Below are 23,021 nucleotides of genomic sequence, written 5' to 3'. Positions count from 1 at the left end.
GTTTTTATTACAAGGTTTTTATGTATTTATATTAGTATTTTCTTTTATTTCAATTTCTAAAACATCTGATTTTATTTTATGATAATAATATTCTTGTTGTTTGTATGGCAAAAGTTCTAAATATTGTTTTATTAACTCTATATAATCTTTTTCTTCATTATTCCTATTTTTTTTAAGAAACATTTCGCCCTCTCCTGTTATTAACCATTCAATTGAAATGTTATATCTTAAATTTAACTTTTCAAGAAAGGTATGAGGTATATCTTTTACTTTCGCTTGCTCGTAACTTTGATAAGTTCTACTTGGCATACTCAAGGCTTCTGAAAAATCTTTTTGTGAAGAGAAATTCAAAGCTTCTCTAACATGTTTAATTCTCTTATAAATCAATATTATGTTTCCTATGCAACAAATTAATGTATTTTTTACTTGACATTAAACATTATATTGTGATATTATCAACATTATAATGTTATATCTGTATTTTTATTTATATTATAATTTATAAGAATACCGAAAAATCGTTTATTAATCAAATAAAAATTTACAAAATAATTATTATTTTAAATGTATACGTTAGGAAATGAAATGCTAAAAATAAAATTTAATTCGGATACTAAAAAATTTGATTTGTATAAAGAGACTATTGAGAATAATGAAATAAAAGAAGTTTTTAAAGAGAGTTTAACCCATGAAGAGATGAATGAAAAAATAAAAGAATATAGTGCCCAAATATCTAATATAACAAATAATATAAATATCTTCTACTTAGCTATACAAAAATATCCTTCTAATCAAGTTCTAAAATTGGAATAACTCTTTTAACTTTTTGTGATCTAATATTTTAATATGCCCCTTATTATTTTCAATGATTTTATCTTTTTTTAGTTTTGATATTTTTCTTGATAATGTCTCTGGAGTTATATTTAAAATTGAAGCAATTTTTACTTGTCTTAAGCTTGAAAGGATATCTTCATTTTCATATAAAAATTGTGTAATCTTTATATTGCTATCTGCTGTTATGTTATAGTTAATAAAGTTTTCTAAAGCTTTTATTTTTTTAGTGAGTGATTTAATCAGCATCATTGAGATTTCTGGCTTGTATAAAAAGTTTTCTTTAAATTTATTATATTCAATTACATAAACTTCTGAATCCACTTCAAAAGAATAATTTGCAGGATAAGGTATCTCTTCATAATTTGCAATTTCTGCTATAAAAGTAGGTGCTCTTAAATTGTGAATTATTACTTCATTATCTTTGTAATCATGTTTGTACACTTTTACTATTCCACTTACTAAAAGATATAAATATTTTGCCTCATCACCTTTATAAAAAAGTATTTCATCTTTTTTATAACTCTTTTTTCTACTTATTTTTTCTAGCTCTTTTTTTTCTTTTTCATCTAAAGAATCAAAGAAATAATACTCATGTATATTCATTATTTGTCTTTGTATTGATTGGTATCAATTTAATTTCTTTGATTTTATGCAAAGATTACAAAATTTAAAATTAATCGGAGAAAATAAAATGACAATTAAAGAGTATATGACACATAACCATAAAGAGTGCGATGAATTATTAGCACAACTTGAAAATGAAGTAGAAGATGGAAATTGGGACAAAGTATCAAAGTTAAATGATGAGTTTAAACATGAGACCTTAAAACATTTTGATATAGAAGAGAATTATTTGTTTCCTATGTTTGATGAAAGATCTGCAAATGGTGGTTGTGGTCCAACTAAGGTTATGAAAATGGAGCATGATCAAGCAAGAACAATCTTTCCCAAACTAGAAGAAGCTATTAATGAAAAAGATAGTGATAGATTTTTTGGTCTTAGTGAATCCTTGATGATACTTATTCAACAACACAATTCAAAAGAAGAGCAAATGTTATATACAATGATGCAAAACCTTTTCAACAATGATAATGATGCTATTGTAGAAAAACTACAATCTTATGAATTCAAATAAAACTACTATTCTAGATGTAAGTGAGCTTGAAGCCCCTTACCCTCTTTTGAAAGCTTTAGAGGCTATACATGAAATTAAAAATGATGAAACACTTATTTTCATACATAGAATGAGTCCTTGTAAGCTTTTTGAAGCACTAGAAAAAAATAGTTTAAATTATGAAGTTATAAAAGATGATGAGAACTATTTTGAGATGAAAATTTATAAAGGCAACAAATGAAAATGCAAGGTTTATCACTAGATCAAGCTCCACCTTATAAAATACCGATGATATATTATATTATTGCTAGTTTTTATTTGGTGGGATTTTGCCTTTGTATGTTTATTTATGCAAGTGGTATTGAAAATAGATATTATTATGAAGCTATTGCAATAACTCATATATTAACTTTAGGCTTTTTTACCCATGTTATGATTGGTTCATTATTTCAAATGATTCCTGTGATTATTGGTGTTGCATATAAAAAAGTAAATTTTCAAGCGATATTTGTACTTCTTTTTTTTAATATAGGAACAATATGTTTTATAATAAGCTTTTTATTTTCAATTAAAATCTTTATGCATATTGCATCTTTGTGTTTGTTAATTGCACTTATATTTTTTGCACTAAGTACTTTTTTTACTATTTTAAAAACCCAAGACAAAAATCCTACAGTTAAGACATTTATAACAGCACTTAGCTTTTTATTTTTGGGAGTAATTTTGGGAGTAATTACCTTAATAAATCATGGTAGTGGTTTTACTTCTAAAAACTTTGCAGATGTACATATTACTTCTATCTTTTTTGGTTGGTTAATCATGCTAATAAGTGGAGTTTCATACAAAGTGGTTCCTATGTTTTATGTGACAAAAGAGTATCCACTTTTTATAAAAAACCATTTTTATTGGATAATTTCATTAATTCTAATTTTTTTATCACTATTTATAATTACTGATTCAAAGTTTGTGCCAATATTTAAAACTCTATTAGCTGTATTTACATTAATCTTTTCACTTACCACAATATATTTACTAAAAAATAGAAAAAGACCAAGAATAGATACCACTATAAATCTTTGGTTCTTTGCTATGATAAACTTATCTTTTGCTTGTGTTATTTGGATGATAAGTATTTGGATAAAGATTGATTTTGATTTTCTACTTGCTGTTGTTTTTGGTCTTGGTTTTGTATATTCAATAATAAATGGCATGTTATACAAAATAGTTCCATTTCTCACATGGTTTCATCTTAGCTCAAAAATGATTTTTGATGCAGAAATGTCGCAAGTTATAAAAAGTAAATATATGAAACTTCAATACAATATTTTTATTGTTAGTTATTTTGTATTTTTATTGGCTCTTTTATTTAAACCTTTTATTTATGTAGCGATTCTTTTATTTCTAATTTCATCTATGATATTAAGCTATAATATCATAAATGCATTTAAGTATTACCAAAAACTAAACAAAACTATTTAGAGTAAAAAGAGATTCCTTCGTCAAGTAATCTCTTTACAACTTTTTGACTTAGTTGAGATTTCAATTCCATGATTTGATGATAAGGGGCTACATACCAAATACGAAGAGTAAAAAAAGGCTCTTTTGAATCAGGAATAAGATGTATTCTTGGTCTAAATTCTCTTGAACGCATATCATATCGTTTCTTCATACTTTGAAACTGTTTATTTGCTACTTCCATATATCTTTCAGTCATTTCATAAGCAACCTCAAAAGCTATTGTTTCTACTTTGTGAGTATCTTCTCCAAAAGGAATACTTAACTCTATCATGTCATAGATATTTTTCATCTTGTCATGGGTATAGTTATATACATAATTGTTTACAAAAACATTATTTGCTATAAATATTATTCGTCCAGCAATTTTTATTTTTGAAGAAGTAGTATTATTTATACTTTCATATAAACTTACTTTAAACAGTGATATTTCAATGACTTCACCAATAACAGGATTTCCATCAATATTAACTAAAATTCTATCACCTATTTGAATCTGGTTACCAAGTATCAATTGAAGCCAAGAAGCAATACTTTGTAAATACTCTTTCATAGCGATAGTCATTGCAGCTGCAATAACACCAATAAGAGTTGCAGCATAAATTATATTATTAATATTAAAGGCAATTGCCACTAAAAATATTATTATAAAAAAAGTGATATTTAAGACTTTTTTCACTTTAAATAGTTTTTCTTCATTATCAATTTTTTTGATAATAAAATATTTTATAATATAAAAGACTATAAAAAGTAAAATTATAATTGATAAATTTAAAAGATGAGTTACAAATTGGGTTTCTCCATACTCTTTTAAAGCATTAAAATATAAATCTTTTGTACGATTTAAAACTTCTTCTTTACCCTCTAATAATCCCTTAGCATTTTCAAAATATGCTATTTCTTTTTGTAATTGCTCTTCTTTTTGAAGGTTTTTATTATCTTGTGAAATAGTAAGTTTAAGTTCATTTTCTAAATATTCAACCGCTTCATCATACTGGTTTTTTAAAAAATTTAACTTTTGAGTTTGAGCAGCAAATTTTATCTTTTTACTTGCAAAAAGATATTCTATTAGATTTATATCCTTTACATTTGTATTAATTGTTACTTTGTCTAACATACTGTTAAAACTTTTAGGTAATTCATCAAGTATTGCTTTTTTGCTTTCTTGAAGACTCAATAATTGTTTTAATTCTGCTTTTTTTTGTGGATTAGCTTTTCTTATATCTTTTTCTAATTGTCTGATACTTTCTTCAAGAGCTTGTGATTTTTGTAGATTATTATAAACTTGAAGCCAACTATTATTATCTTTATCTATAATATTCAACTCTTCTGCAAAAATTCCCTTTGATAATATACAAAATACAAATATAATACTTAATAATTTTTTCACAACATCCCCATATTATTTTTTATAAATGTATATTAACATAATCCTCTTTTTACTTTATAGTCTAAACTTCTCAAATAACTCTTTTTTATCTTTTTTTATTTTAATCACAGAGCCATAAATTCTTTTTTTAAATTTATTGTATAGTTTTATTTGTAATAAAATTCCTAATACTCCTAAAATACTCAAATACACCAATAATATTTTTAAATCACTTGAAAAGTAATCAAATAACATTGCACTAGCACTTCCTGCAACAATAGCACCTGAAATCATAAAAGATCTTATCATCAAATAATCTTTTAAATGTACCTTCTCTTCTTGCATAAAATCTACGGTATGTATTCTTGATACTTCAAAAGTAATACCTTGAATAGTAAATATAGTCAAAATAACATATGTAAAGGTCAAAATCGAAGAAGAAAATACTAGATAAGAAAATATTTGAATAACATCTAAAATTATAGCAAACATATAAATCTTATAAATCTTTATATTTTTAAATAAAGGTTGAATAAATCCATCCAATGCACCAACAAGCATATAAAAACTTATCATAAATACAGGCAGATAAGTTCCTTCTAGTTTTGTGACAAATGGAATCAATGTCCAATCAATGTAAGTGGTTAAAAACAGTGTTAGAGATTGTATTTTTAAGAAGCTACTACTTCTTATCTCTTTAAATATAGGGGCATAGTTTCTGAATGCCATGTGTTCGCCTTTGAAAAAACGAATTATACTACAGTTTTTAGAGTTTGAATCAAAATAAAATATTTATTTTTTGTACAACACTTTTATCATCTTAACTGCTTGTTTTAAAAGGTTTTCATGCTCTTCTTTTGGTAGAGTTGGGGCACCATAAAATTGTTGATATAAAACAAAAGATTTTATCATACCAATAAATTGTCTTGAAACAAAAGAACTACTTTCAAAATCTAATTTTCCATCTTTTTTAGCATCTTCAAACCATTGAGCAACTGTTATCATACAATCATCCTTTACTGTCTCTAAAACTTTTAGACCAATTTGATTTTTTTGAATCATTACAATTGTTGCAATCTTTATCAAAGTAATATTTTCTTCATCACTTAAGAAATCTAACTCTTGTTTACCCATTTCATATAGTTGTTCTTCTATTGGCTTATCTTTATTATAAGTGTATTTGAAACTTTCATAAAGTCTATCTTTTAAAATCTCAGTAATAGCTATAAACAACTCTTCTTTATTTTTAAAGTGATTATAAACAGTAGCTTTAGATACATTTGCTTCTTTAGAGATTGTATCCATACTAGAGCCTTCAAATCCTTTTTCATAAAATTCATTTATAGCAGCTTTTAATATTGCTTTTCTTTTTTCTTCATTTAATGGTCTATTTTTTTTCATGGATAAATTGTATCTAAAATTATATAAATAAATATAAAATAAACTAAACTGTATAGTTTATTTAGAATTAAGATTTTTATATTAAAATTTCTCTTATAGTTTAAAAAAAGGAAAAAAGATGTCTTTCAAAATAACAGTAGATGAAAAAAATTATAATTTAGATATAAATCCTGAAACACCATTACTTTGGGTGCTAAGAGATCACTTAAATCTTACAGGTACAAAGTTTGGATGTGGAGTGGGACAATGTGGAGCCTGTACCGTGCTTTTGGATGACAAAGCAATACGAGCCTGTCAAACTCCTATTAATACAATAGGAAATAAAAAAATAACTACTATAGAAACACAAACAGATAAAACTGTACAAAAACTACAAAAATTTTGGGTACAAGAAGATGTTGTACAATGTGGATATTGTCAATCAGGACAAATCATGAATGCAGCAAGTCTTGTAAAAACAAATCCAAAACCAAGTGAAGATGATATACTAAAAGCCATGGATGGTAATATCTGTAGATGTGGAACATACAACAAAATAAAAACAGCTATAAAAGCTGCAACAGCGGAGGTGTAAGATGAAAAGAAGAGATTTTTTAAAAACAACTACAGCTGTAAGTGCAGCATATGTTATTGGATTTTATATTCCAACTAAATCAAGAGCTAGTGAAACTAAAAAAAATGAAAAAGCATTACAACCAAATGCTTTTGTTGAAATAACACCAGATAATAATATCAATTTTATTGTTGGACAAGTTGAGATGGGACAAGGTACATATACAACATTGGCTATGTGTATAGCAGAAGAGTTAAATGTAGATTGGAAAGATATCAATATTGTACCTGCAAAAATAGCACCAGTATATAATAGTATTTTTGGACCATTGATGATTACAGGTGGTTCATCATCTGTATATAGTAAACAATTGGAGATGAGAAAAATAGGAGCAGCAGTTAATGAAATGCTAATAACGGCAGCTGCTAAAAAGTGGAAAGTAAGAGCTTATGATGTTTATACAAAAGACTCAAAAGTTTTTAATAAGAAAACAAAAGAAAGCATGAACTTTGGTGACTTAGTAAGTGATTTATCAACTATGAAAGTTCCTACTAATCCTAAAGTAAAAGAACTAAAAGATTGTAAATTTGTAGGAAAACCACACTCTAGACATCCAAAAGAGATGTGGGCAAAAGTTACTGGAAAAGCAGAATTTGGAATAGATGTTAGAATTCCAAATATGAAATATGCAGCAGTTTATCACCCTACTGTTTTTGGAGCAAAAGTAAAAAGTTTTGATGCAAGTAAAGCCTTAAAAAAAGAAGGTGTAATAAAAGTAAAACAAATCCCTTCAGGAATCGCAGTTATTGCTGAACATTGGTGGATAGCAAAAGAGGCATTATTAGATATAAATGTTGTTTGGGACAAAGATGAGTTCAAAAACACAAGTGATAAAGAACTAAATGATCAATACTCAAAAGCAATGGAAAAAGATGGGTCACCTATGAGAAAAGATGGAGATTCTAAAAAAGCTTTTGCAAGTGCTGATAAAACAATCGAAGCTGAGTATGACTTTCCATTTTTGGCACATGCACCAATGGAACCATTAGGAATAGTAGTTCATCATGAAAAAGATAAAGCAACAGTTTGGTCATCATCTCAATCACAAACTATGGCTTTGGGGGCTATTACAAATGTATTAGGTGTAAAAGGTGAAAATGTTATATACCATACTCCATATTTAGGTGGAGGTTTTGGAAGAAGAGGAGCTATTAATGGAGACTTCATTTTAGATGGAGCTTTTGTTTCAAAAGATGAAAAATTCCCAGTTATGACTTTATGGACAAGAGAAGATGATATCAAAATGGGTAACTATAGACCAAAATATAAAAACAAAGTAAAAGTAGCCTTAGATAAACATGGAGATATAACAGCCTTTGATGCAAAAGTAGCTTCACAATCTATTTTCAAAGGTTCTCCTTTTGAAGCCTTTGGATTTAAAAATGGAGTAGATGGAGCACAAAAAGAAGGATTAGTAGATCATCCTTATGATATAGATAGTCATGATATGCAAGCCTTTACAATGAATTCTCCAGTACCAGTATTATGGTGGAGATCAGTTGGACATACACAAAGCTCACCAACAGTTGAAGGTATAGTTGATGAAGCAGCATTTGCAGCGGGTGTTGATCCTATTGAATATAGAATAAATATGTTAAAAGACCATAGATTTATAAATATATTAAAAGATGTGGCTGAAAAAGCAAATTGGAAAAATAGAAAAAAAGAGAAAAATGTAGGTTACGGTGTAGCTATTCACGAATCTTTTGGAACTATTTGTGCTCAAATTGCAAAGGTGAGAGTTACAAAAGATGATTTCAAAGTAGAAAAAGTATGGGCAAGTGTTGATTGTGGATTTGCATTCAATCCCCAAAATGTAAAAAACCAAATAGCAGGTTCTATTAACTTTGGTATTGCAGCACTTAAATATAGTGAAATAACAATAAATAATGGTGAAGCCTTACAAAATAACTTCTACGATTATACAGTAAGTAGAATCTCAGATTCTCCTGAAATAGAAGTAAATATTATAAACTCAGGTGAGAAAATAGGTGGAATAGGAGAACCAGGTGTTCCTCCAATCTTAGCAGCAGTACCAAATGCACTTTTTGATGCTACAGGAAAAAGATACCACTCTATGCCAATAAAAATAGGCTAATAAATTATGTTTGAAAATAAACAGTATTTAAAATTTATTCAAAAAAGTAAAAAAGAAGGTCTTGACTTAGTAGGAGTTAGTGTTATCCAAACACTAGGTTCTACATATGCAAAGGCTGGAAACCTTATGCTTATAAACTCTAACTTTGAGTTTGTAGGTGTTTTAGGAAGTAAACATTTACATAAACAAATATTAGAGTATGCAAAAGCTGCCTTTAAAAATCAAAAATCAAAATACTTTGAAAATATCCCAAAAGATGAATCCTCAGGACATGGAACTAGCAAGTATTTTCTTCAAGTATTTCCCAAAAAAGATGATTATGGAGTACTAGATCTTGCTTTAAAAAGTATTGATAAAACACTAATTAGAAATATAAAAAATGATGATTTTGTATTTACAGATAGAACTACAGTAACAAAATTTGAAGATGATAAATTTTACCAAGAAATCAAAATGCCCTACTCTATTTTAATATTTGGTTCAGGTGCTCATATTACATCTTTTATAAGTATGGCAAATCTCATGGGATGGAAAACTACACTTATGGACATAAATATCAATAGAGATTATGTAAGTGAAGTAGATGAAATCATAGAATTAGAAAACTTTGAAGATATCTTAACTATGGATTTAAGTGAATATAATGCTTCAGTTATATTAAGTCATAGTCCAAAAACAGATGATACTTATCTAAAAGCACTACTTAATTCAAAAGTTGAATACATAGGTGTTATGGGAAATAAAATAAGCATGAGAGATAAAAAAGAAAAATTCAAACTTGAAGATGACAAAAGATTCTTTGCCCCTGTTGGTTTTGAAATAGGTGGACATACACACCAATCAATAGCCCTATCAATATGTGCACAAATAGAAGCTAGAAAAAATGGAAAAATCCATTAATCTAGCTGTTTTAATACTAGCTGCTGGAACTTCAAGTCGTCTTGGAGAGCCAAAACAACTATTAAAATTAAAGGGTAAAACGCTTATAAATATTGCAATTGAAAAAGCTATGAAATTAACTTCAAATGTAACAGTCATCTTAGGTCATAAAAGTGAAGAGATAAAAACAAATATAGAAAATAAAAAAATAAATATACTAACAAACCCAAACTACGAAGAAGGTATGGGAAATACTATAGCCTTTGGAGTATCAAATATAAAAGAAAAAAAAGTTCTAATAATGCTTTGCGATCAGCCTTTGATACCAATAGAACATTATGAAAACTTAATAAAACTATCAAATAAAAATGAAGATAAAATCATCTGCTCAAAATATAAAAATCACTACGCAGTACCTACAATATTTCCCAATAAATACTTTGAAGAACTTCAAAACCTAAAAGGAAACAAAGGCGCAAAACAACTCTTTGTAAAATATGAGCCCAAAAGTGTTGATTTAGCTGATAATTTTTCTTTCGATGTGGATACAAAAGAGGATTGGCAAGAGTTACTTAATAACTCTTAATCCTGCCACTTTGAAGCCCATTGTTTTTGCTCTTCTTTTGTAAGAAATGTCCAGATAACTATTCTACTTATCTTTTGCCCGTGTTGCATCTCTATAGTGTCATACTCTGTAGGTTTTACATAATCAATAGTGTCATAGATAAATTGTAGATTGTCTTTTTTTGATACGATTGTACTAAACCAAAAACAGTTTTTAGCATACTTTTTACTCTGTTTTATCATAGCTTTTACAAAGGCTACTTCTCCACCTTTGCACCAAAGTTCATTGCTTTTACCACCAAAGTTTAGTGAAGCTTTATTGATAAGTTGTTTTGTAAGGTTTTGTACCTTTCTTTTACTTCCAGCTTGGGCTTCTTCTTGGGATTTGTGAAAAGGAGGATTACATAAAGTAAAATCAAATCTATCATCTTCTTTTATGATACCAGTAAAGATACTGTCATGGTTTGTTTGCAATCTACACTCAACATTACCCTTTAAAGAGTCATTATCTTCTATAATCTTTTGAGATGATTCAATAGACTCTTTTTCAATATCACTACCTACAAAAGACCAACCATAAACACTATTTCCAACTATTGGATAGATGCAATTAGCACCTATACCAATATCAAGACCTTTTATCTTTGCCCCCGTTGGTACTTTCCCACCATGAAACTCAGCTAAGATATCAGCAATATAGTGAAGATAATCAGCTCGCCCAGGAATTGGAGGACATAAGTAGCCCTCAGGTATCGACCATTTTTTGATATTATAAAAGTGTGCAAGAAGTGCTTTGTTTAATGCCATAACAGCATTTGCATCTGCAAAATCAATTGATACTTCATCATACTTATTTTTAAATACATAATCTGCAAGTTTTGGTAAACTTTTTAGTAGTTGTGGAAAATCATATCTTTTGTTATGAGGGTTTCTTGGATGTAAACCTTTTTTATGTTCTTTATGTGCCATTATATTTATCTTAATATTTTATTTTCCGTATTGTACTTGTTTCTTCTTAGAATAACAAATTTTTATCTTTTTTTATACATATTCATATATAACTTATTTATATGATTTAGATAATCGTTATTAATATTAGTATAAGAATAAATCGTTAATATTCCAATCATTATATTTATAAAAGGGAAAAGATGAAAATATCACATGCGGTTGCATTAATACTTTTAGCAAATACTATATCTTATGCGCAGACAGAAACTACTCAATTAGAAGATGTACAAGTGCAAGGAAGTTGGTTAGGAGATGCATCAACACAAACGGTTAAAAAATATGTAGGTTCAAGAACTGTTCTTGACTCTGAGTATTTAGAAAAAACACCAGCGCTTAATTTAGAAGAAGCTTTAAGAACAGTTCCAGGTATTCAAATTCAAGATGAAACAGGAACAGGTGTACTTCCAAATATATCAGTTAGAGGTTTAAAACCTGGAAGAAGTGACTACTTAAATGCATTGGTGAATGGTATACCTGCAACTTTGGCCCCATACAGTCATTCTAGTTTGTCTTTGTTTCCAGTTACAATGGATACAGTAGAAAAGATTGATATAGTAAGAGGAGGAGCAGCTGTTCATTATGGACCAAATAATGTTGGTGGAGTTGTAAACTTTATCACGAAACCTATTTCTAATGAGTTCTCAACAACTTTAAAAGAGACCTTAACAACATCAGATGAAGGAAATCTTCTAACTGATACTTATCTAAGAACAGGTGGATTTGTAAAAGATGACTTAGGATTGCAATTACAATATAATGGTATCAATGGTGATTCGTATAGAGATCATTCTGATACAGATATTAAAAATGTAATATTGGATGCTGAATATTATCCTACAGATAACAGTTCTTTAAAATCAACTCTTCAATACTATAAAGCAAATGCTGACTTACCAGGAGCAATACTTCCAGAAGATTATGAAAAAGATAGAACTATTTCTCAAAGAAAAAATGACAATTTTGAAGGAAGTACTAAAAGAGCTTCTTTAACATATACATTAAATCCTACAAATAACACTGAATTTAGTCTTATAAACTTTGCCCAATCAAGCAAAAGAAAATTTACATGGGGATGGAATACAGCTGGAAAAGGCTTTACTCCACTAACAGAAGACTCTATTCGAGCTGCGGATAGAAAAATAGATGTGTATGGAATAGAGCCAAGATTTACATATGCAACTCAAAATCAAAAAATAACAGTTGGTGCAAGATATGTAAATGAAGATGTTGATTACTTTTTATATCAAACAAAATTTAATGATAATATAAAAAATACTGTAAGAGATTGGAAAATAAAAACTAGTGCTTATGCAGGATATATTAGTGATACTATTAGTTTAATGAATGGTGATTTTACAATCACACCAGGACTAAGATTTGAAAAAGTTAAAATGAAATTTAATGATAATATTAATGACAATAATAAAAATAAAAGAATGAGTGAATATCTACCTGGTCTTAGTGTTGGATATCAAGCAACAGATGAGTTGTTTTTATTTACAAATGCCCAAAAATCACTTAGAACACCTCAAGTTGCACAAGTGACAAAAGAAGGTGAACTAAAACCTGAATTAGCTTGGAATTATGAAATTGGAGCTAGATACACACCAAATGATATCTTTAGTGTTACAACAACTTTATATAGAATAGATTATGATAACCAAATAGAATATGTAAGAGCAGAGGATGAGTTTAAAAACTACAAAAAAACTTTACATCAAGGTATTGAAACTCTATTAAGTATAAAAGCAACTGATCATACAAAATTAACTCTTGGATATACTTATTTAGACACAGAACAAAAATCAGGGGAAAATGAAGGTAAGAAACTACCATGGGTAGCTAAACATCAATTTAGTATTGCCACTGATTATAATATAAGCGATTATGATTTAAACCTTACAGGAATATATCTAAGCAAAACTTTTTCAGATACTGCAAATACTAAAAAAGAAAATAGTACAGGTGGTACAGGTGAAAACCCTGCTTACATGCTATGGAATACAAAAATCTCTACAAAAGTTAAGATAAATGATAATCTAAATGCTAAGTTTAGTTTTGGAATAAATAACTTGTTTGATAAAGATTATTACTTTAGAGGAGCAGATATAAGTCCAATAGGAAGAATCCCAGGACAAGGTCGAACATATAGAGTTATGGCTCAATTTAATTTTTAGGATATTTAAACTTTATATAAATATCAAGAATTATATTTTAATAAAGAGTTTAAAGTATTATAATTTTACTTTAAACTCTTTTTGAACTTTATCAAACAAAGCTTGAAAAACTGTTTCCCAATTTCTATCATGTTTTTGTCTAATCAATTTCATAGAATCATACATATAAGATTTTTCACCTTTGTTTTGCCATCTCCAATCTGGATATTTTTGCAATAAAGTCCATGTTTTTACGCCTATTGCACCACAAAGGTGGGCAACACTTGTGTCTGAAGTTATAACTAAATCTAACTCTTTTGCAAAAATTGCAGTTTTTTTGAAATCAGTTAAAGAATCTGTTATATCAATAATTTTATTAGTAAAACCATTTTTTTCAATATCACTCTTTCCATCACCAACTTGTAAAGAATAAATATTGAAATTTTCGCTATTTATTAAAGGTTCAAAGTATTTTAAATCAAAAACTTTACCTTCATAACTCTCACCTGTTACACTTGCACTCCAACAAATCCCAATATTATATTTTTTATTTTGTTTTTGTATAGCTAAAGTTTTATCATCTTCTAGATTATTTATATATGCACTTGAACTAAAATCTTTATAATCTTTAATACCTAAGACAAAAGCTGCACTCATAATAGGAAGATGAAAATCAAATTCTGGTGTTGGTTTACTTCTATAATAAACTTCATCAATATCACAATTATTTTTTAACAGTTCCACAAGTTCATCCCGTGCTTTAAATATAATTTTACAAGAAAATTTTTCTTTTATTTGAGGTATAAATCTTGCAAACATTATACTATCACCAAATCCTTGCTCACTATGTATTAAAACAACTTTATCTTTTGCCTTAGTGTTTTTTGTAAGCATTGGTTTTGAAAATATCTCTTTGTATTTTACGATATGAGGAAGCATTTCATCTTTTTTAAATCTCCACTCATATTCAGAAAAGCCCTCTTCAAATTCACCTAAAGTTAATAATGCAGTAGAAAGATCAAAATGTGCATTTACAAAACTTGGTTCATGTGTGATTGCTTTTCTATAAGATTCTATAGCCTTTTTAACTAATCCTTGATTTTTTAAAGATGAGGCTAAATTTGCATATGCATTAGAACCTTTTGGTTCTAGTTTGATAGATTTTTTATGAAGTTCTTCTGCTTTTTTGTATTCAAATAATTTATTATATACATTCCCAAGATTTGTATAGGCCCCTGCACTTTTAGGTAGTTTTTCTATGGCTGTTTCTAAAGCTTTTATTGACTCATTATAGCGTTTTTGACGATTAAGTGCAGCTCCTAGATTACTATATACTTCCACATAATTAGGGTCTGTTTTAAGAGCTAACTCAAACATATCACTAGACTCTTTGTATCTTTTTTGTTTGTATAAAATTACTGCAATATTATTAATTGCTTTTGCAAACTTTGGATTAACTCTAACAGCATTTTTGTATGCTTCAATGGCGTTATTATCTTCTCCTAAAGTCTCATAAACCATTCCAATGTTATTATGTAAATTAAAATCTTTGGGATATTTTCTCACTCCCATAACATAAACTTGTAAGGCATCTTTATATCTTTTTAAGCCCTTTAATAAGGCTGCAAAATTAAAATAACTATTTAAATAATTTGGGTCAAGTCTTAAAGATATTTGGTAAGAATCAACTGATTCCTGCCATTTTTGAAGTTTACTATATAAAAGACCTAGATTGTTATAGACTTCTGCAGTTTTATACCCTTTTTCTATCAAATAATAGATGTTATTTAGTGCCTTTTGATAATCTTTGTTTTTATAAGCAGTTGCTGATTCTTTTAATTTATCATTATACTCTTTTTGTTTTTCTAGTTTTCTTTGGCTCATAGGATGATAAAGTGCATCAGTAATCTCTGTTAAATTAAACTCATTTAAATCAAAATCATATTTCATACTTTCATGAATACAAAGCATATTTACAGAAACTATATTATGGAAAATATTATTGTCATTGTTGAAAAAATTATCTAAATTATACAAAGGAGGTAAATGCCAATAAAGCTTATATCCCATTGACCACATTAGGTTTATTAGTTTTTCTGATTTTTCTTGTCGGTCATTTTCTAAATATATAATTGGTTTGAATTTTGATACAATTTTTTTAGCCCCAAGAAGAACATCTATTTCCATGCCTTCCACATCTATTTTCAAAAAATCAAAAGCACTTACTTTATCAATAAACTCATCTAAAGTTCTTTGATAAACTTCTTTTCCCTTTTCTATATTTTCTAAGCTTATTCCACCAAAATTATTACTTTTTGAATAATCTAAATCAGGTACATTTATTTTATCAACTTTTTGGCCAACTGCTTGATTATAAGCATCTACATTTGTAATACTATTAATTGCCAAGTTTGCACAAAGGGTTTGGAAAGCTAACCTTTGGGGTTCAAAGGCTATAACTCTACCTTTGTTAGTTACTATTTGAGATAGTATTTGAGTATGGGTTCCAATATTAGAACCCACTTCAAAAACAATATCACCTTCCTTACAAGTCTTTTCAAATAAATTTGCCTCATGGATTGAAAATTCACCATACTCTTCTATTGATTTGCCAATGTAGATATCATTATGATTATAAAGGCAATAACCATTTTTACCTTTTACTAATCTATTAAATCCATTATTTTCTAATAAATTTTCTATCGTAATCTCCGTTAGTTTAATTATTTATTTGATTCTAAAACTTTTTTAAAATTAGCAATAGATTTTACATGAGCATCAAATATACCCATCCAACCTTTTCTAGCCCAAGTAGCTAATATCTTATCATCAAGTTTAATAAGTTTTTGAATATCAATAATATAAAACTCTTCTAAAATTACTTTTTCTTCTTCTTGTACTTTTACATTTAAATCTTTTTTAACTAATAAATCATGCTCTTTTAGTTCTAAAATTATCTTTCTTGAAACTTCTCTTTGTCTATTTAATTCCCGTACTAATTCAATCTTATCATTTGCTTCTTTTGAAATATTTTTATCTTTATCTATTATAGATATCTTTTTATTTTTTGCTACAAATTGTGGATTTTTATCTATTCCTATAACACTACTAGCTTCATTTTTTTCATTTCTAACATCCATATTTAAAAAAGGATATGTTCTTATAAATGCTGGTAGATAAACATTTTCTTTATTGAAAATAGTAACTTCGTTTGTAACTCCACAAAAAGCTAAGAATTCAGCATTTTCCCCAGCACTTATTATAACAGCACAATCATGACTTGCATTCCATACTTCTGTAAATCCAAGGGGAATAAGTCCAATATTTTTACCAACTTCTTTTGCTTCTACTTCACTAAACTTTATATCTTTAAATTTCTCTTTATCCAAAACTTCTATATTTTTATACATTTTTATCCTTTTATATTTAAATTATTTTATCTCTTATTTGTTTTTAAATCCATTACAAAATCATAAAACAAAGCAAAAAGCTTTATTTTATGCTACAACATGTATTGTTAAATCAGTAGATGGAGTACTATTATCTGTATCTATATAATATGTACCTGCTCCCGCATCACTAATATCAGTATTATTCCATGTTATACCATCAGTTGACCAACTATAATTATCATCTGTTGTTGTAATATTTAAAGTATCATCTCCTGCTCCACTTATTGTAAATTCATTATTTGATGCCCCATTCCAACTATTAATTACATCTGCATCAATTGTAAATGTTCCACCAGAATCAGATAAATCTAATTTCTCCATACTATTAAATACATTATTAAGTGAACTTTGAGCATCTTGACCATTATATCCATGTAATGTGATAGTATCACTTCCAGTAGAACCATCTACTTGATAATCTTGTTGATTAATTCTGCTAAAATCAAGTACAAATTCATCATTTCCTGTTCCACCATTTACACTTACAGAACTTGAAGTATCTGCATTCAAATCAGCTGTATTTGTTCCATCTCCTAAATTTAATGTTCTAATACCAGCATTATATTCATCACTTCCAAAAGTTACAGAATCATCATTATCACTAAAATTTAATGTTTCAAGATTTGAAACATTGCTAAAATCTAAATCACTTGTTACAGCTGAAGAGAAATCAAACTCATCATTTCCACTATTTAAATCAATATTATTAAATTTACTAGTAAAGTTATCAAAACTTGAACTATCTGTAAAAGAGAGTTTATCATTACCAGTAGCAAAATTTAAATTATTTATCTCTCCATTATTTATATTACTAAAGTCAGTAACACTATCAAAATTACCTGAAGTTGATAAATCTACTGTATTACCAGATAAGTTACTAAATCCTGATTCTCCATATAGTGCATTAACCTCTGCTAATGTTCCTTCTATATTAGTTACATTTGTAACATCAACATTACCTGTAGTGTAAGTATTTATTGTCGATAAATCACCTGCAGATATTGTTGTATCACTTACTGTTATAACTTCATTACCTAGTCCACTAAAATTTCCAGCATTTGTTACATATAAACTATTTAAATCATTGTAGCTTCCAGTTACATTAGTTGCATTTACTATCACATCAACTGATGTTTTGCCATCCAATATATTTAAATCTGATGCTGCTGCACTTCCTGTCACTGTTAATGTTAAAGCATCATTTGAAGAGGCATCTGTTAAGTTTGAAACTAGTGCAGCTGCTGTATCTGCTGTTACTATTGCTGTTAATACTCCTGTTGTTACTTTTCCTACTATATTTACATCACTTGCACTAACAGAAGTATCTGTTAAGTGAATTGTTCCAGTATGCTCTGTAATATTTCCTGCAAATGCAGCTTTTACATCTGATGAAAGACCTGAATAATCTGCACTTATTGATTGAGTATTTAATGTAATATCTCCATTGGTTGCATCATTAATTGATTTTAATTGGGCTAATGTTGCTGCTGTCGTTCCAGTAATTTCAATATTTACATTTGCAGCTGTATTTATACCAGTTGATTCAAGCACTGTTTTTAACTCTGCTGCACTTCCAGTTATTGTTGTTATGTTTGTATTTGTATCAATTGCAACTGATGTTTTGCTATCTAAAGTAATTAAATCAGAAGCTGTTGCTGTTGTTCCACTTATAGTTAAACTATATGCATTTACTTGTGAACCACTATCTTCTAATGCTGTATTTAATGCTGATGCGGTATCTGCTGTTATTGTTGCTGTTACTATTCCAGTTGTTGCATCTGCTATTGTATCTGCTTGTGTTGCGCTTACTGTTCCTGTAATTGTGACTGCTTCATCCCCTTCACCATTATATTGTGCTGCATTTGTTACATATATATCATTTAAGTCACTATATGTACCACTTACACTTGTTACTGCACTCATTGTAATAATTTGATTGGTATCTCCATTTAAAGATACAAGATCACTAGCAGATGTAGCTACTCCACCAGTTTCTGCATTTACTGTTATTGTTAATACATCATTTGTATCTGTATTTGTTAATGCACTTGCCAAGGTTGATGCAGCTGCTGCTGTTACTATTGCTGTTACAACTCCTGCTGTTGCAGCTGATATTGTATTTACATCACTTGCTGCTAAAGAACCACCTGTTATTAGAACTTTTTCTGTATTTCCAGTAATATTTAATGCATTTACAACCTCTGTTGCTACATTTGTTGTATTATAAGCTTCTGTAATATCTGTAATTGTATCTACACCAAAAGTATCAACTTTTGCATTTAAGTCAACTAAATCGATTGCATCTACAGTTGTATCAGTTGTAGTAAAAGTAATATTATCATTAGCATTTACATTTGTGATTGCATCTAATGTCGCTTTTACCTCTCCTGTAGTTATAGTTGCAGTTAATACTCCATCTATAGCATTTGCTACAGCATCTACATTACTTGCATCCACATTTGTGTCAGAAAGAGTTACATTACCTGCACCACTTAATACATCCGTTTTACCAGATAATTTATCAAAAGTTGTACTTAATGTAACTGCATTATTTACTACAATATTTGAATTTGCAAAATCTCCTGTAAAGGTTGAATTTGCTGTGAATTTAACTGTTCCATTTGTAGGGGTATCAAGTGTTAGAATAGAACTATAATCTTGATTACTATCAGCACTTATTTCTACAATTGCACTTCCTGCTCCTGATATAGTTTTACCAATAACTTGAGATTCACCTAATGATAAAGTACCATTTGTCGTTGTATATGTATCAAAAATATTGTTAAGATTTTTTGTTGTTAAATTAACTGTTTCATTTGAAATCAATTGAGCCGTAGCACTTGTTCCTTTTAAAACTGTTATTCCACCAAAATCATGGTCATTAGGATTACTGGTTGCTATTACTTCTAAAGTAGCACTATTTCCAAGTGTAATAGTCATAGTTTTATCATCTAAATCAGTGGCACTAAGAGTTAGTGTATCTCCAGCTGCAACAGTAATAGTATCAAAATTTAATAATGTCACAGAAGATAGGTCAAGATTACTTCCACTTAATTGAAGTTCATTTGTTCCAAGTCCTCCATCAAGAGTATCTATATTTGTTACATCTGAAACTACAAATGTATCATTACCTGATCCACCGATGATTTTTTCTACATTTTTTAATGTATCTGTTTTAGAAGCATCTGTAACAGTTGCACTTGTATTTCCATTTGCAACTGTTACCGTTAATGTTGTATTTATATTTGAATAATCAACCTCATCACTTAATGAATTTCCGCCATCAATAGTACTTCCATATACATCACTTAGATTTATTGTATCTGCATTTGAAGAAAGGGTATAGTTTTCAAATCCTGTAAAATTATCATTTCCATCACCGTTAGCAGTTCCCACACCATTAGCTGTAACATTTACTGTTACACCACTTGAAGCACCAGAGAAACTTAAAGTATCTGTTCCAGTTCCACCTTGTAAAGTATTATCAAATTGGTCACCTTCTACTGTATTTGTTCCATTTGCCATTTTAATATGTCTAATTTGAGTTATACTATCACTTTGGGCTCCATATGTAGCTTGACCACTTCTTAGACTTACATCTATATTTGTACTTCCTAAGTCAGTATAATATAACCAGTTTTCAGCATTGTTTCCACCAATAATTTCATCACTTCCACTACCAGCATAAATTGTATCAACTCCAGCACCACCATCAAGTCTATTATCACCACTTACACCTTTGATAATATCTGTTTGATTTCCACCAATTAAAGTATTATCCATATTATTACCAGTAAGATTATTTGAAACTGTTGATGAACCTGTTATTGCCTCTATATTTGTAAGTTTATCAGTGTAAGCATTTCCACCAATTGTATGTTCTAAATTTGTTTCAGCTCCACTATCTCCAAGAGTTACTGTAATACCTGTAGAACTTGAAGAATAATCAACCATATCAATTTCTGTAGAACCATCTATGATATCATTACCTTGGCTTGCATAAATATAGTCATTGTTTGAGCCTGAATTAATTACCTCAACTCCAGTTCCTCCATAAATCACATCATTTCCTGAACTAGTACTTATGCTATTAGTATCACTATTTGCCCAAATTGTATCATTACCTCCACCTGTAACTACATTTTGGATATTTGATAAGATATCTGTCATAGTACTTGTAACCCCTGTCATAGAAGCTATACCATTATGTGTTAAACTATCAAGATTTATTTTTACATTTGAAGTATGGCTATGAGTATAATCAACACTATTATTACCAGCTTCTCCATTTATAATATCATTACCTGTTCCACTATAAAGAGTATCATTACCTTCTCCTCCTAATAGTGTATTTTCACCAGAGATACCATAGATTTTATCATCTCCACTATTACCATCTAATATATTATTTGAAGAATTACCAAGAATATCATCATTTTGAAGAGAACCTTGTATGTTTTCAATATTTGTAGTAACTTGATTATATTGTGTTGCAGAGACATCAAATCTAACTCCTATTGGTCCTGTTCCACCACCAAGATTTATACTAGCTCCACTATCTGTAGTTATTAAACTAATATCTAACCAGTCACCATAACCTTGCGCAGTACCAGCTGTATTAGTACCACCATCAATATTATCATTTCCTAAACTTGCAAAAATATAATCATCACCTGCACCAGCATTTAATGTATTTACAGAATCACTTCCTCTAATCGTATCATTAAAGTCTGTACCATCTACATTTTCAATTCCGCTTACTGTTCCTGTTTGTTCTGCATTTGAACCATCTTTCCAACTAGATATAAATTTACCAGCTGTTATTGTTGTACTATCATAAGATAAAGTATCACTTCCTAAGTTTACAACAACTCTTGTATTGGCACCATCAAATTTTAATGTATCTTCCCCACTTCCCCCATCTATATCATCAACACCTTTTCCTGCATATATAATATCATCATTGGCTCCAGCATCTATATTATTTGTACCAGCTTTTGCATATATAGTGTCATTTCCTGATTCACCATATATATTATCATTTCCTGTTCCACCAAAAATAAGATCATTTCCACCATTACCATTTAATACATTATTTCCAGAAACTCCAAAAATTGTATCTTCATCAGATCCACCTGAGATATTATCATCTCCACCATTTGCCCAAATAGTGTCATTTCCATTATTACCTGAAACAACTTCTGATAAATTACTACCACTAAATATATCTGCTCTTGAACCTAAACTATAATTTTCAAAATCAGGATTTGAATTATTTATATCAAAAGCATTTGCTGGATTAGATGTGGCATATAGATAATCAGTATATCCTCTACCATCTGTTATTTGATAAAACCAATGTTCACCATCTGTAATACTTCCAACACCATTTAAATCAACAGTTAATTTACTATATTGCACTGTTTTATCTGTAATGCTTAAACTTCCAAGTCCAGTAGCTAAATTATTATAATCAGCTGCTACTATATTATTTAAAATAGTTATAGAACCTTGATTAGAACCATAATTTCCCCAATAATCTATTGTGTCAGTTCCAGCGCCACCTATTAAAGTATCACTTCCATAGTTTGAATAAACTCTATCATTACCAGCACCCATATCATATACATCTGAACCATTTCCACCAAGTGCTGTATCATTTCCATCAAATAGAATAAAAGTATTATCTACATTTCCACCCCATACAGTTTCAGATTGGGCACTTGAGCTTCTACCTAATACATTAGCTACATTGTGAATCTCTACATTTCCATTTGATGTACCTGCTAAATTATTATCTAATCGAATAGTTCCTCTATAGTTATCTTCCAAACTAAGCCAGTTAGAACCACCTTCTCCATCAATATAATCACTTCCAGCCGAATCTAAATAAATAACATCATCACCATCACCAGCTAAAATAGAGTTATTATTACTATCACCTTTTAAAGTATCAATATAATTACTTCCTTTTATATACTCTATACCTTTTATATAATCAAAGTTTGTAGTTGA

At 28.8% G+C, this 23,021-nt stretch carries 18 protein-coding genes (1 of these 18 running past the window's edge); 9 read left to right on the top strand and 9 right to left on the bottom strand.

The features are described 5' to 3' along the window. Nucleotides 1-18 precede the first annotated feature (18 nt). Nucleotides 19-387, bottom strand: a complete 369-nt coding sequence (locus tag ACNI3D_RS08230) for a helix-turn-helix domain-containing protein (protein WP_129099118.1) — start codon at nt 385-387, stop codon at nt 19-21. Between the two features lie 198 nt (nt 388-585). Here ACNI3D_RS08230 and ACNI3D_RS08225 point away from each other — a divergent pair, with 198 nt between their 5' ends. Further along, complete coding sequence (locus ACNI3D_RS08225) at nt 586-813, top strand: hypothetical protein (protein ID WP_419768945.1); 228 nt, start codon at nt 586-588, stop codon at nt 811-813. Here ACNI3D_RS08225 and ACNI3D_RS08220 read toward each other — a convergent pair. Then, nucleotides 799-1,437 carry a Crp/Fnr family transcriptional regulator gene (locus ACNI3D_RS08220; RefSeq protein WP_419768944.1) on the bottom strand — a complete coding sequence of 213 codons (639 nt, stop codon included), beginning with the start codon at nt 1,435-1,437 and terminating at the stop codon, nt 799-801. The genes ACNI3D_RS08225 and ACNI3D_RS08220 overlap by 15 nt on opposite strands. A gap of 88 nt (nt 1,438-1,525) precedes the next feature. On the opposite strand from ACNI3D_RS08220, the gene ACNI3D_RS08215 reads away from it, so the two are divergent. From ACNI3D_RS08215 to ACNI3D_RS08205, 3 genes are read left to right on the top strand one after another with little or no spacing between them, the layout of a single operon-like run. Then, nucleotides 1,526-1,969 (top strand): hemerythrin domain-containing protein, encoded by a 444-nt coding sequence (locus tag ACNI3D_RS08215; RefSeq protein ID WP_419768943.1) that lies wholly within the window; start codon nt 1,526-1,528, stop codon nt 1,967-1,969. Continuing rightward, entirely contained in the window at nt 1,956-2,189 is a 234-nt protein-coding gene (locus tag ACNI3D_RS08210) for a sulfurtransferase TusA family protein (RefSeq protein ID WP_375723650.1), read from the top strand. The genes ACNI3D_RS08215 and ACNI3D_RS08210 overlap by 14 nt, the downstream gene beginning before the upstream one ends. Continuing rightward, nucleotides 2,186-3,427 carry a hypothetical protein gene (locus tag ACNI3D_RS08205; protein WP_419768942.1) on the top strand — a complete coding sequence of 414 codons (1,242 nt, stop codon included), beginning with the start codon at nt 2,186-2,188 and terminating at the stop codon, nt 3,425-3,427. The genes ACNI3D_RS08210 and ACNI3D_RS08205 overlap by 4 nt, the downstream gene beginning before the upstream one ends. Here the strand turns inward: ACNI3D_RS08205 and ACNI3D_RS08200 are convergent. The 3 genes from ACNI3D_RS08200 to ACNI3D_RS08190 form a co-directional block, all read right to left on the bottom strand. Beyond that, nucleotides 3,420-4,853 carry a mechanosensitive ion channel domain-containing protein gene (locus ACNI3D_RS08200; protein ID WP_375723648.1) on the bottom strand — a complete coding sequence of 478 codons (1,434 nt, stop codon included), beginning with the start codon at nt 4,851-4,853 and terminating at the stop codon, nt 3,420-3,422. The two genes, ACNI3D_RS08205 and ACNI3D_RS08200, sit on opposite strands and share 8 nt — an antisense overlap. Nucleotides 4,854-4,907: 54 nt before the next feature. Beyond that, nucleotides 4,908-5,561, bottom strand: a complete 654-nt coding sequence (locus ACNI3D_RS08195) for a hypothetical protein (protein WP_375723647.1) — start codon at nt 5,559-5,561, stop codon at nt 4,908-4,910. A 63-nt stretch (nt 5,562-5,624) separates the two neighbouring features. Beyond that, nucleotides 5,625-6,233, bottom strand: coding sequence for a TetR/AcrR family transcriptional regulator (locus ACNI3D_RS08190; protein WP_375723646.1), 609 nt, complete (start codon nt 6,231-6,233; stop codon nt 5,625-5,627). 118 nt (nt 6,234-6,351) lie between these two features. Between ACNI3D_RS08190 and ACNI3D_RS08185 the strand changes: the two genes are divergently transcribed. Genes ACNI3D_RS08185 through ACNI3D_RS08170 form a run of 4 tightly spaced genes read left to right on the top strand, consistent with a single transcriptional unit; the run spans nt 6,352 to nt 10,409 of the window. After that, entirely contained in the window at nt 6,352-6,807 is a 456-nt protein-coding gene (locus ACNI3D_RS08185) for a (2Fe-2S)-binding protein (RefSeq protein WP_375723645.1), read from the top strand. A gap of 1 nt (nt 6,808) precedes the next feature. Then, a complete protein-coding gene (locus ACNI3D_RS08180; protein ID WP_419768941.1) occupies nt 6,809-8,944 on the top strand; it encodes a molybdopterin cofactor-binding domain-containing protein in 2,136 nt (711 codons plus the stop codon). A gap of 6 nt (nt 8,945-8,950) precedes the next feature. Beyond that, nucleotides 8,951-9,844 carry an XdhC family protein gene (locus ACNI3D_RS08175; RefSeq protein WP_419768940.1) on the top strand — a complete coding sequence of 298 codons (894 nt, stop codon included), beginning with the start codon at nt 8,951-8,953 and terminating at the stop codon, nt 9,842-9,844. Then, entirely contained in the window at nt 9,828-10,409 is a 582-nt protein-coding gene (locus ACNI3D_RS08170; RefSeq protein ID WP_419768939.1) for a nucleotidyltransferase family protein, read from the top strand. The genes ACNI3D_RS08175 and ACNI3D_RS08170 overlap by 17 nt, the downstream gene beginning before the upstream one ends. Here ACNI3D_RS08170 and rlmF read toward each other — a convergent pair. After that, nucleotides 10,406-11,356 carry a 23S rRNA (adenine(1618)-N(6))-methyltransferase RlmF gene (gene rlmF, locus ACNI3D_RS08165; RefSeq protein ID WP_419768938.1) on the bottom strand — a complete coding sequence of 317 codons (951 nt, stop codon included), beginning with the start codon at nt 11,354-11,356 and terminating at the stop codon, nt 10,406-10,408. The genes ACNI3D_RS08170 and rlmF overlap by 4 nt on opposite strands. 182 nt (nt 11,357-11,538) lie before the next feature. Here rlmF and ACNI3D_RS08160 point away from each other — a divergent pair, with 182 nt between their 5' ends. Further along, nucleotides 11,539-13,575 (top strand): TonB-dependent receptor family protein, encoded by a 2,037-nt coding sequence (locus ACNI3D_RS08160; RefSeq protein ID WP_419768937.1) that lies wholly within the window; start codon nt 11,539-11,541, stop codon nt 13,573-13,575. A 57-nt stretch (nt 13,576-13,632) separates the two neighbouring features. Here the strand turns inward: ACNI3D_RS08160 and ACNI3D_RS08155 are convergent, their stop codons facing one another. The 3 genes from ACNI3D_RS08155 to ACNI3D_RS08145 form a co-directional block, all read right to left on the bottom strand. Then, nucleotides 13,633-16,077 (bottom strand): FkbM family methyltransferase, encoded by a 2,445-nt coding sequence (locus ACNI3D_RS08155; RefSeq protein ID WP_419768936.1) that lies wholly within the window; start codon nt 16,075-16,077, stop codon nt 13,633-13,635. Between the two features lie 200 nt (nt 16,078-16,277). Then, nucleotides 16,278-16,964 (bottom strand): SapC family protein, encoded by a 687-nt coding sequence (locus ACNI3D_RS08150; RefSeq protein ID WP_419768935.1) that lies wholly within the window; start codon nt 16,962-16,964, stop codon nt 16,278-16,280. Nucleotides 16,965-17,051: 87 nt separating this feature from the next. Next, nucleotides 17,052-23,021: the 3' portion of a hypothetical protein gene (locus ACNI3D_RS08145; RefSeq protein ID WP_419768934.1), read on the bottom strand. The gene runs 21,528 nt beyond the window's last position; only the last 5,970 of its 27,498 coding nucleotides appear in the window; the start codon falls outside the window, past its right edge; the stop codon is at nt 17,052-17,054.

The sequence above is a fragment of the Arcobacter siniprincipis (SeqCode) genome (genome assembly GCF_048571125.1).
Taxonomy (GTDB): domain Bacteria; phylum Campylobacterota; class Campylobacteria; order Campylobacterales; family Arcobacteraceae; genus Arcobacter; species Arcobacter siniprincipis.
The sequence above is the reverse complement of the archived record's forward strand: the minus strand, read 5'-3'. Positions and strand labels throughout refer to the sequence as shown.

What these genes read in the sequence shown, in the direction of transcription:
- ACNI3D_RS08225 (WP_419768945.1), top strand. Translation starts at nt 586, where the DNA reads ATGCTAAAAATAAAATTTAATTCGGATACTAAAAAATTTGATTTGTAT.
- ACNI3D_RS08160 (WP_419768937.1), top strand. Translation starts at nt 11,539, where the DNA reads ATGAAAATATCACATGCGGTTGCATTAATACTTTTAGCAAATACTATA.
- ACNI3D_RS08185 (WP_375723645.1), top strand. Translation starts at nt 6,352, where the DNA reads ATGTCTTTCAAAATAACAGTAGATGAAAAAAATTATAATTTAGATATA.
- ACNI3D_RS08220 (WP_419768944.1), bottom strand. Translation starts at nt 1,437, where the DNA reads ATGAATATACATGAGTATTATTTCTTTGATTCTTTAGATGAAAAAGAA.
- ACNI3D_RS08175 (WP_419768940.1), top strand. Translation starts at nt 8,951, where the DNA reads ATGTTTGAAAATAAACAGTATTTAAAATTTATTCAAAAAAGTAAAAAA.
- ACNI3D_RS08170 (WP_419768939.1), top strand. Translation starts at nt 9,828, where the DNA reads ATGGAAAAATCCATTAATCTAGCTGTTTTAATACTAGCTGCTGGAACT.
- ACNI3D_RS08205 (WP_419768942.1), top strand. Translation starts at nt 2,186, where the DNA reads ATGAAAATGCAAGGTTTATCACTAGATCAAGCTCCACCTTATAAAATA.
- ACNI3D_RS08150 (WP_419768935.1), bottom strand. Translation starts at nt 16,964, where the DNA reads ATGTATAAAAATATAGAAGTTTTGGATAAAGAGAAATTTAAAGATATA.
- ACNI3D_RS08215 (WP_419768943.1), top strand. Translation starts at nt 1,526, where the DNA reads ATGACAATTAAAGAGTATATGACACATAACCATAAAGAGTGCGATGAA.
- ACNI3D_RS08195 (WP_375723647.1), bottom strand. Translation starts at nt 5,561, where the DNA reads ATGGCATTCAGAAACTATGCCCCTATATTTAAAGAGATAAGAAGTAGT.
- ACNI3D_RS08180 (WP_419768941.1), top strand. Translation starts at nt 6,809, where the DNA reads ATGAAAAGAAGAGATTTTTTAAAAACAACTACAGCTGTAAGTGCAGCA.
- rlmF (WP_419768938.1), bottom strand. Translation starts at nt 11,356, where the DNA reads ATGGCACATAAAGAACATAAAAAAGGTTTACATCCAAGAAACCCTCAT.
- ACNI3D_RS08210 (WP_375723650.1), top strand. Translation starts at nt 1,956, where the DNA reads ATGAATTCAAATAAAACTACTATTCTAGATGTAAGTGAGCTTGAAGCC.
- ACNI3D_RS08190 (WP_375723646.1), bottom strand. Translation starts at nt 6,233, where the DNA reads ATGAAAAAAAATAGACCATTAAATGAAGAAAAAAGAAAAGCAATATTA.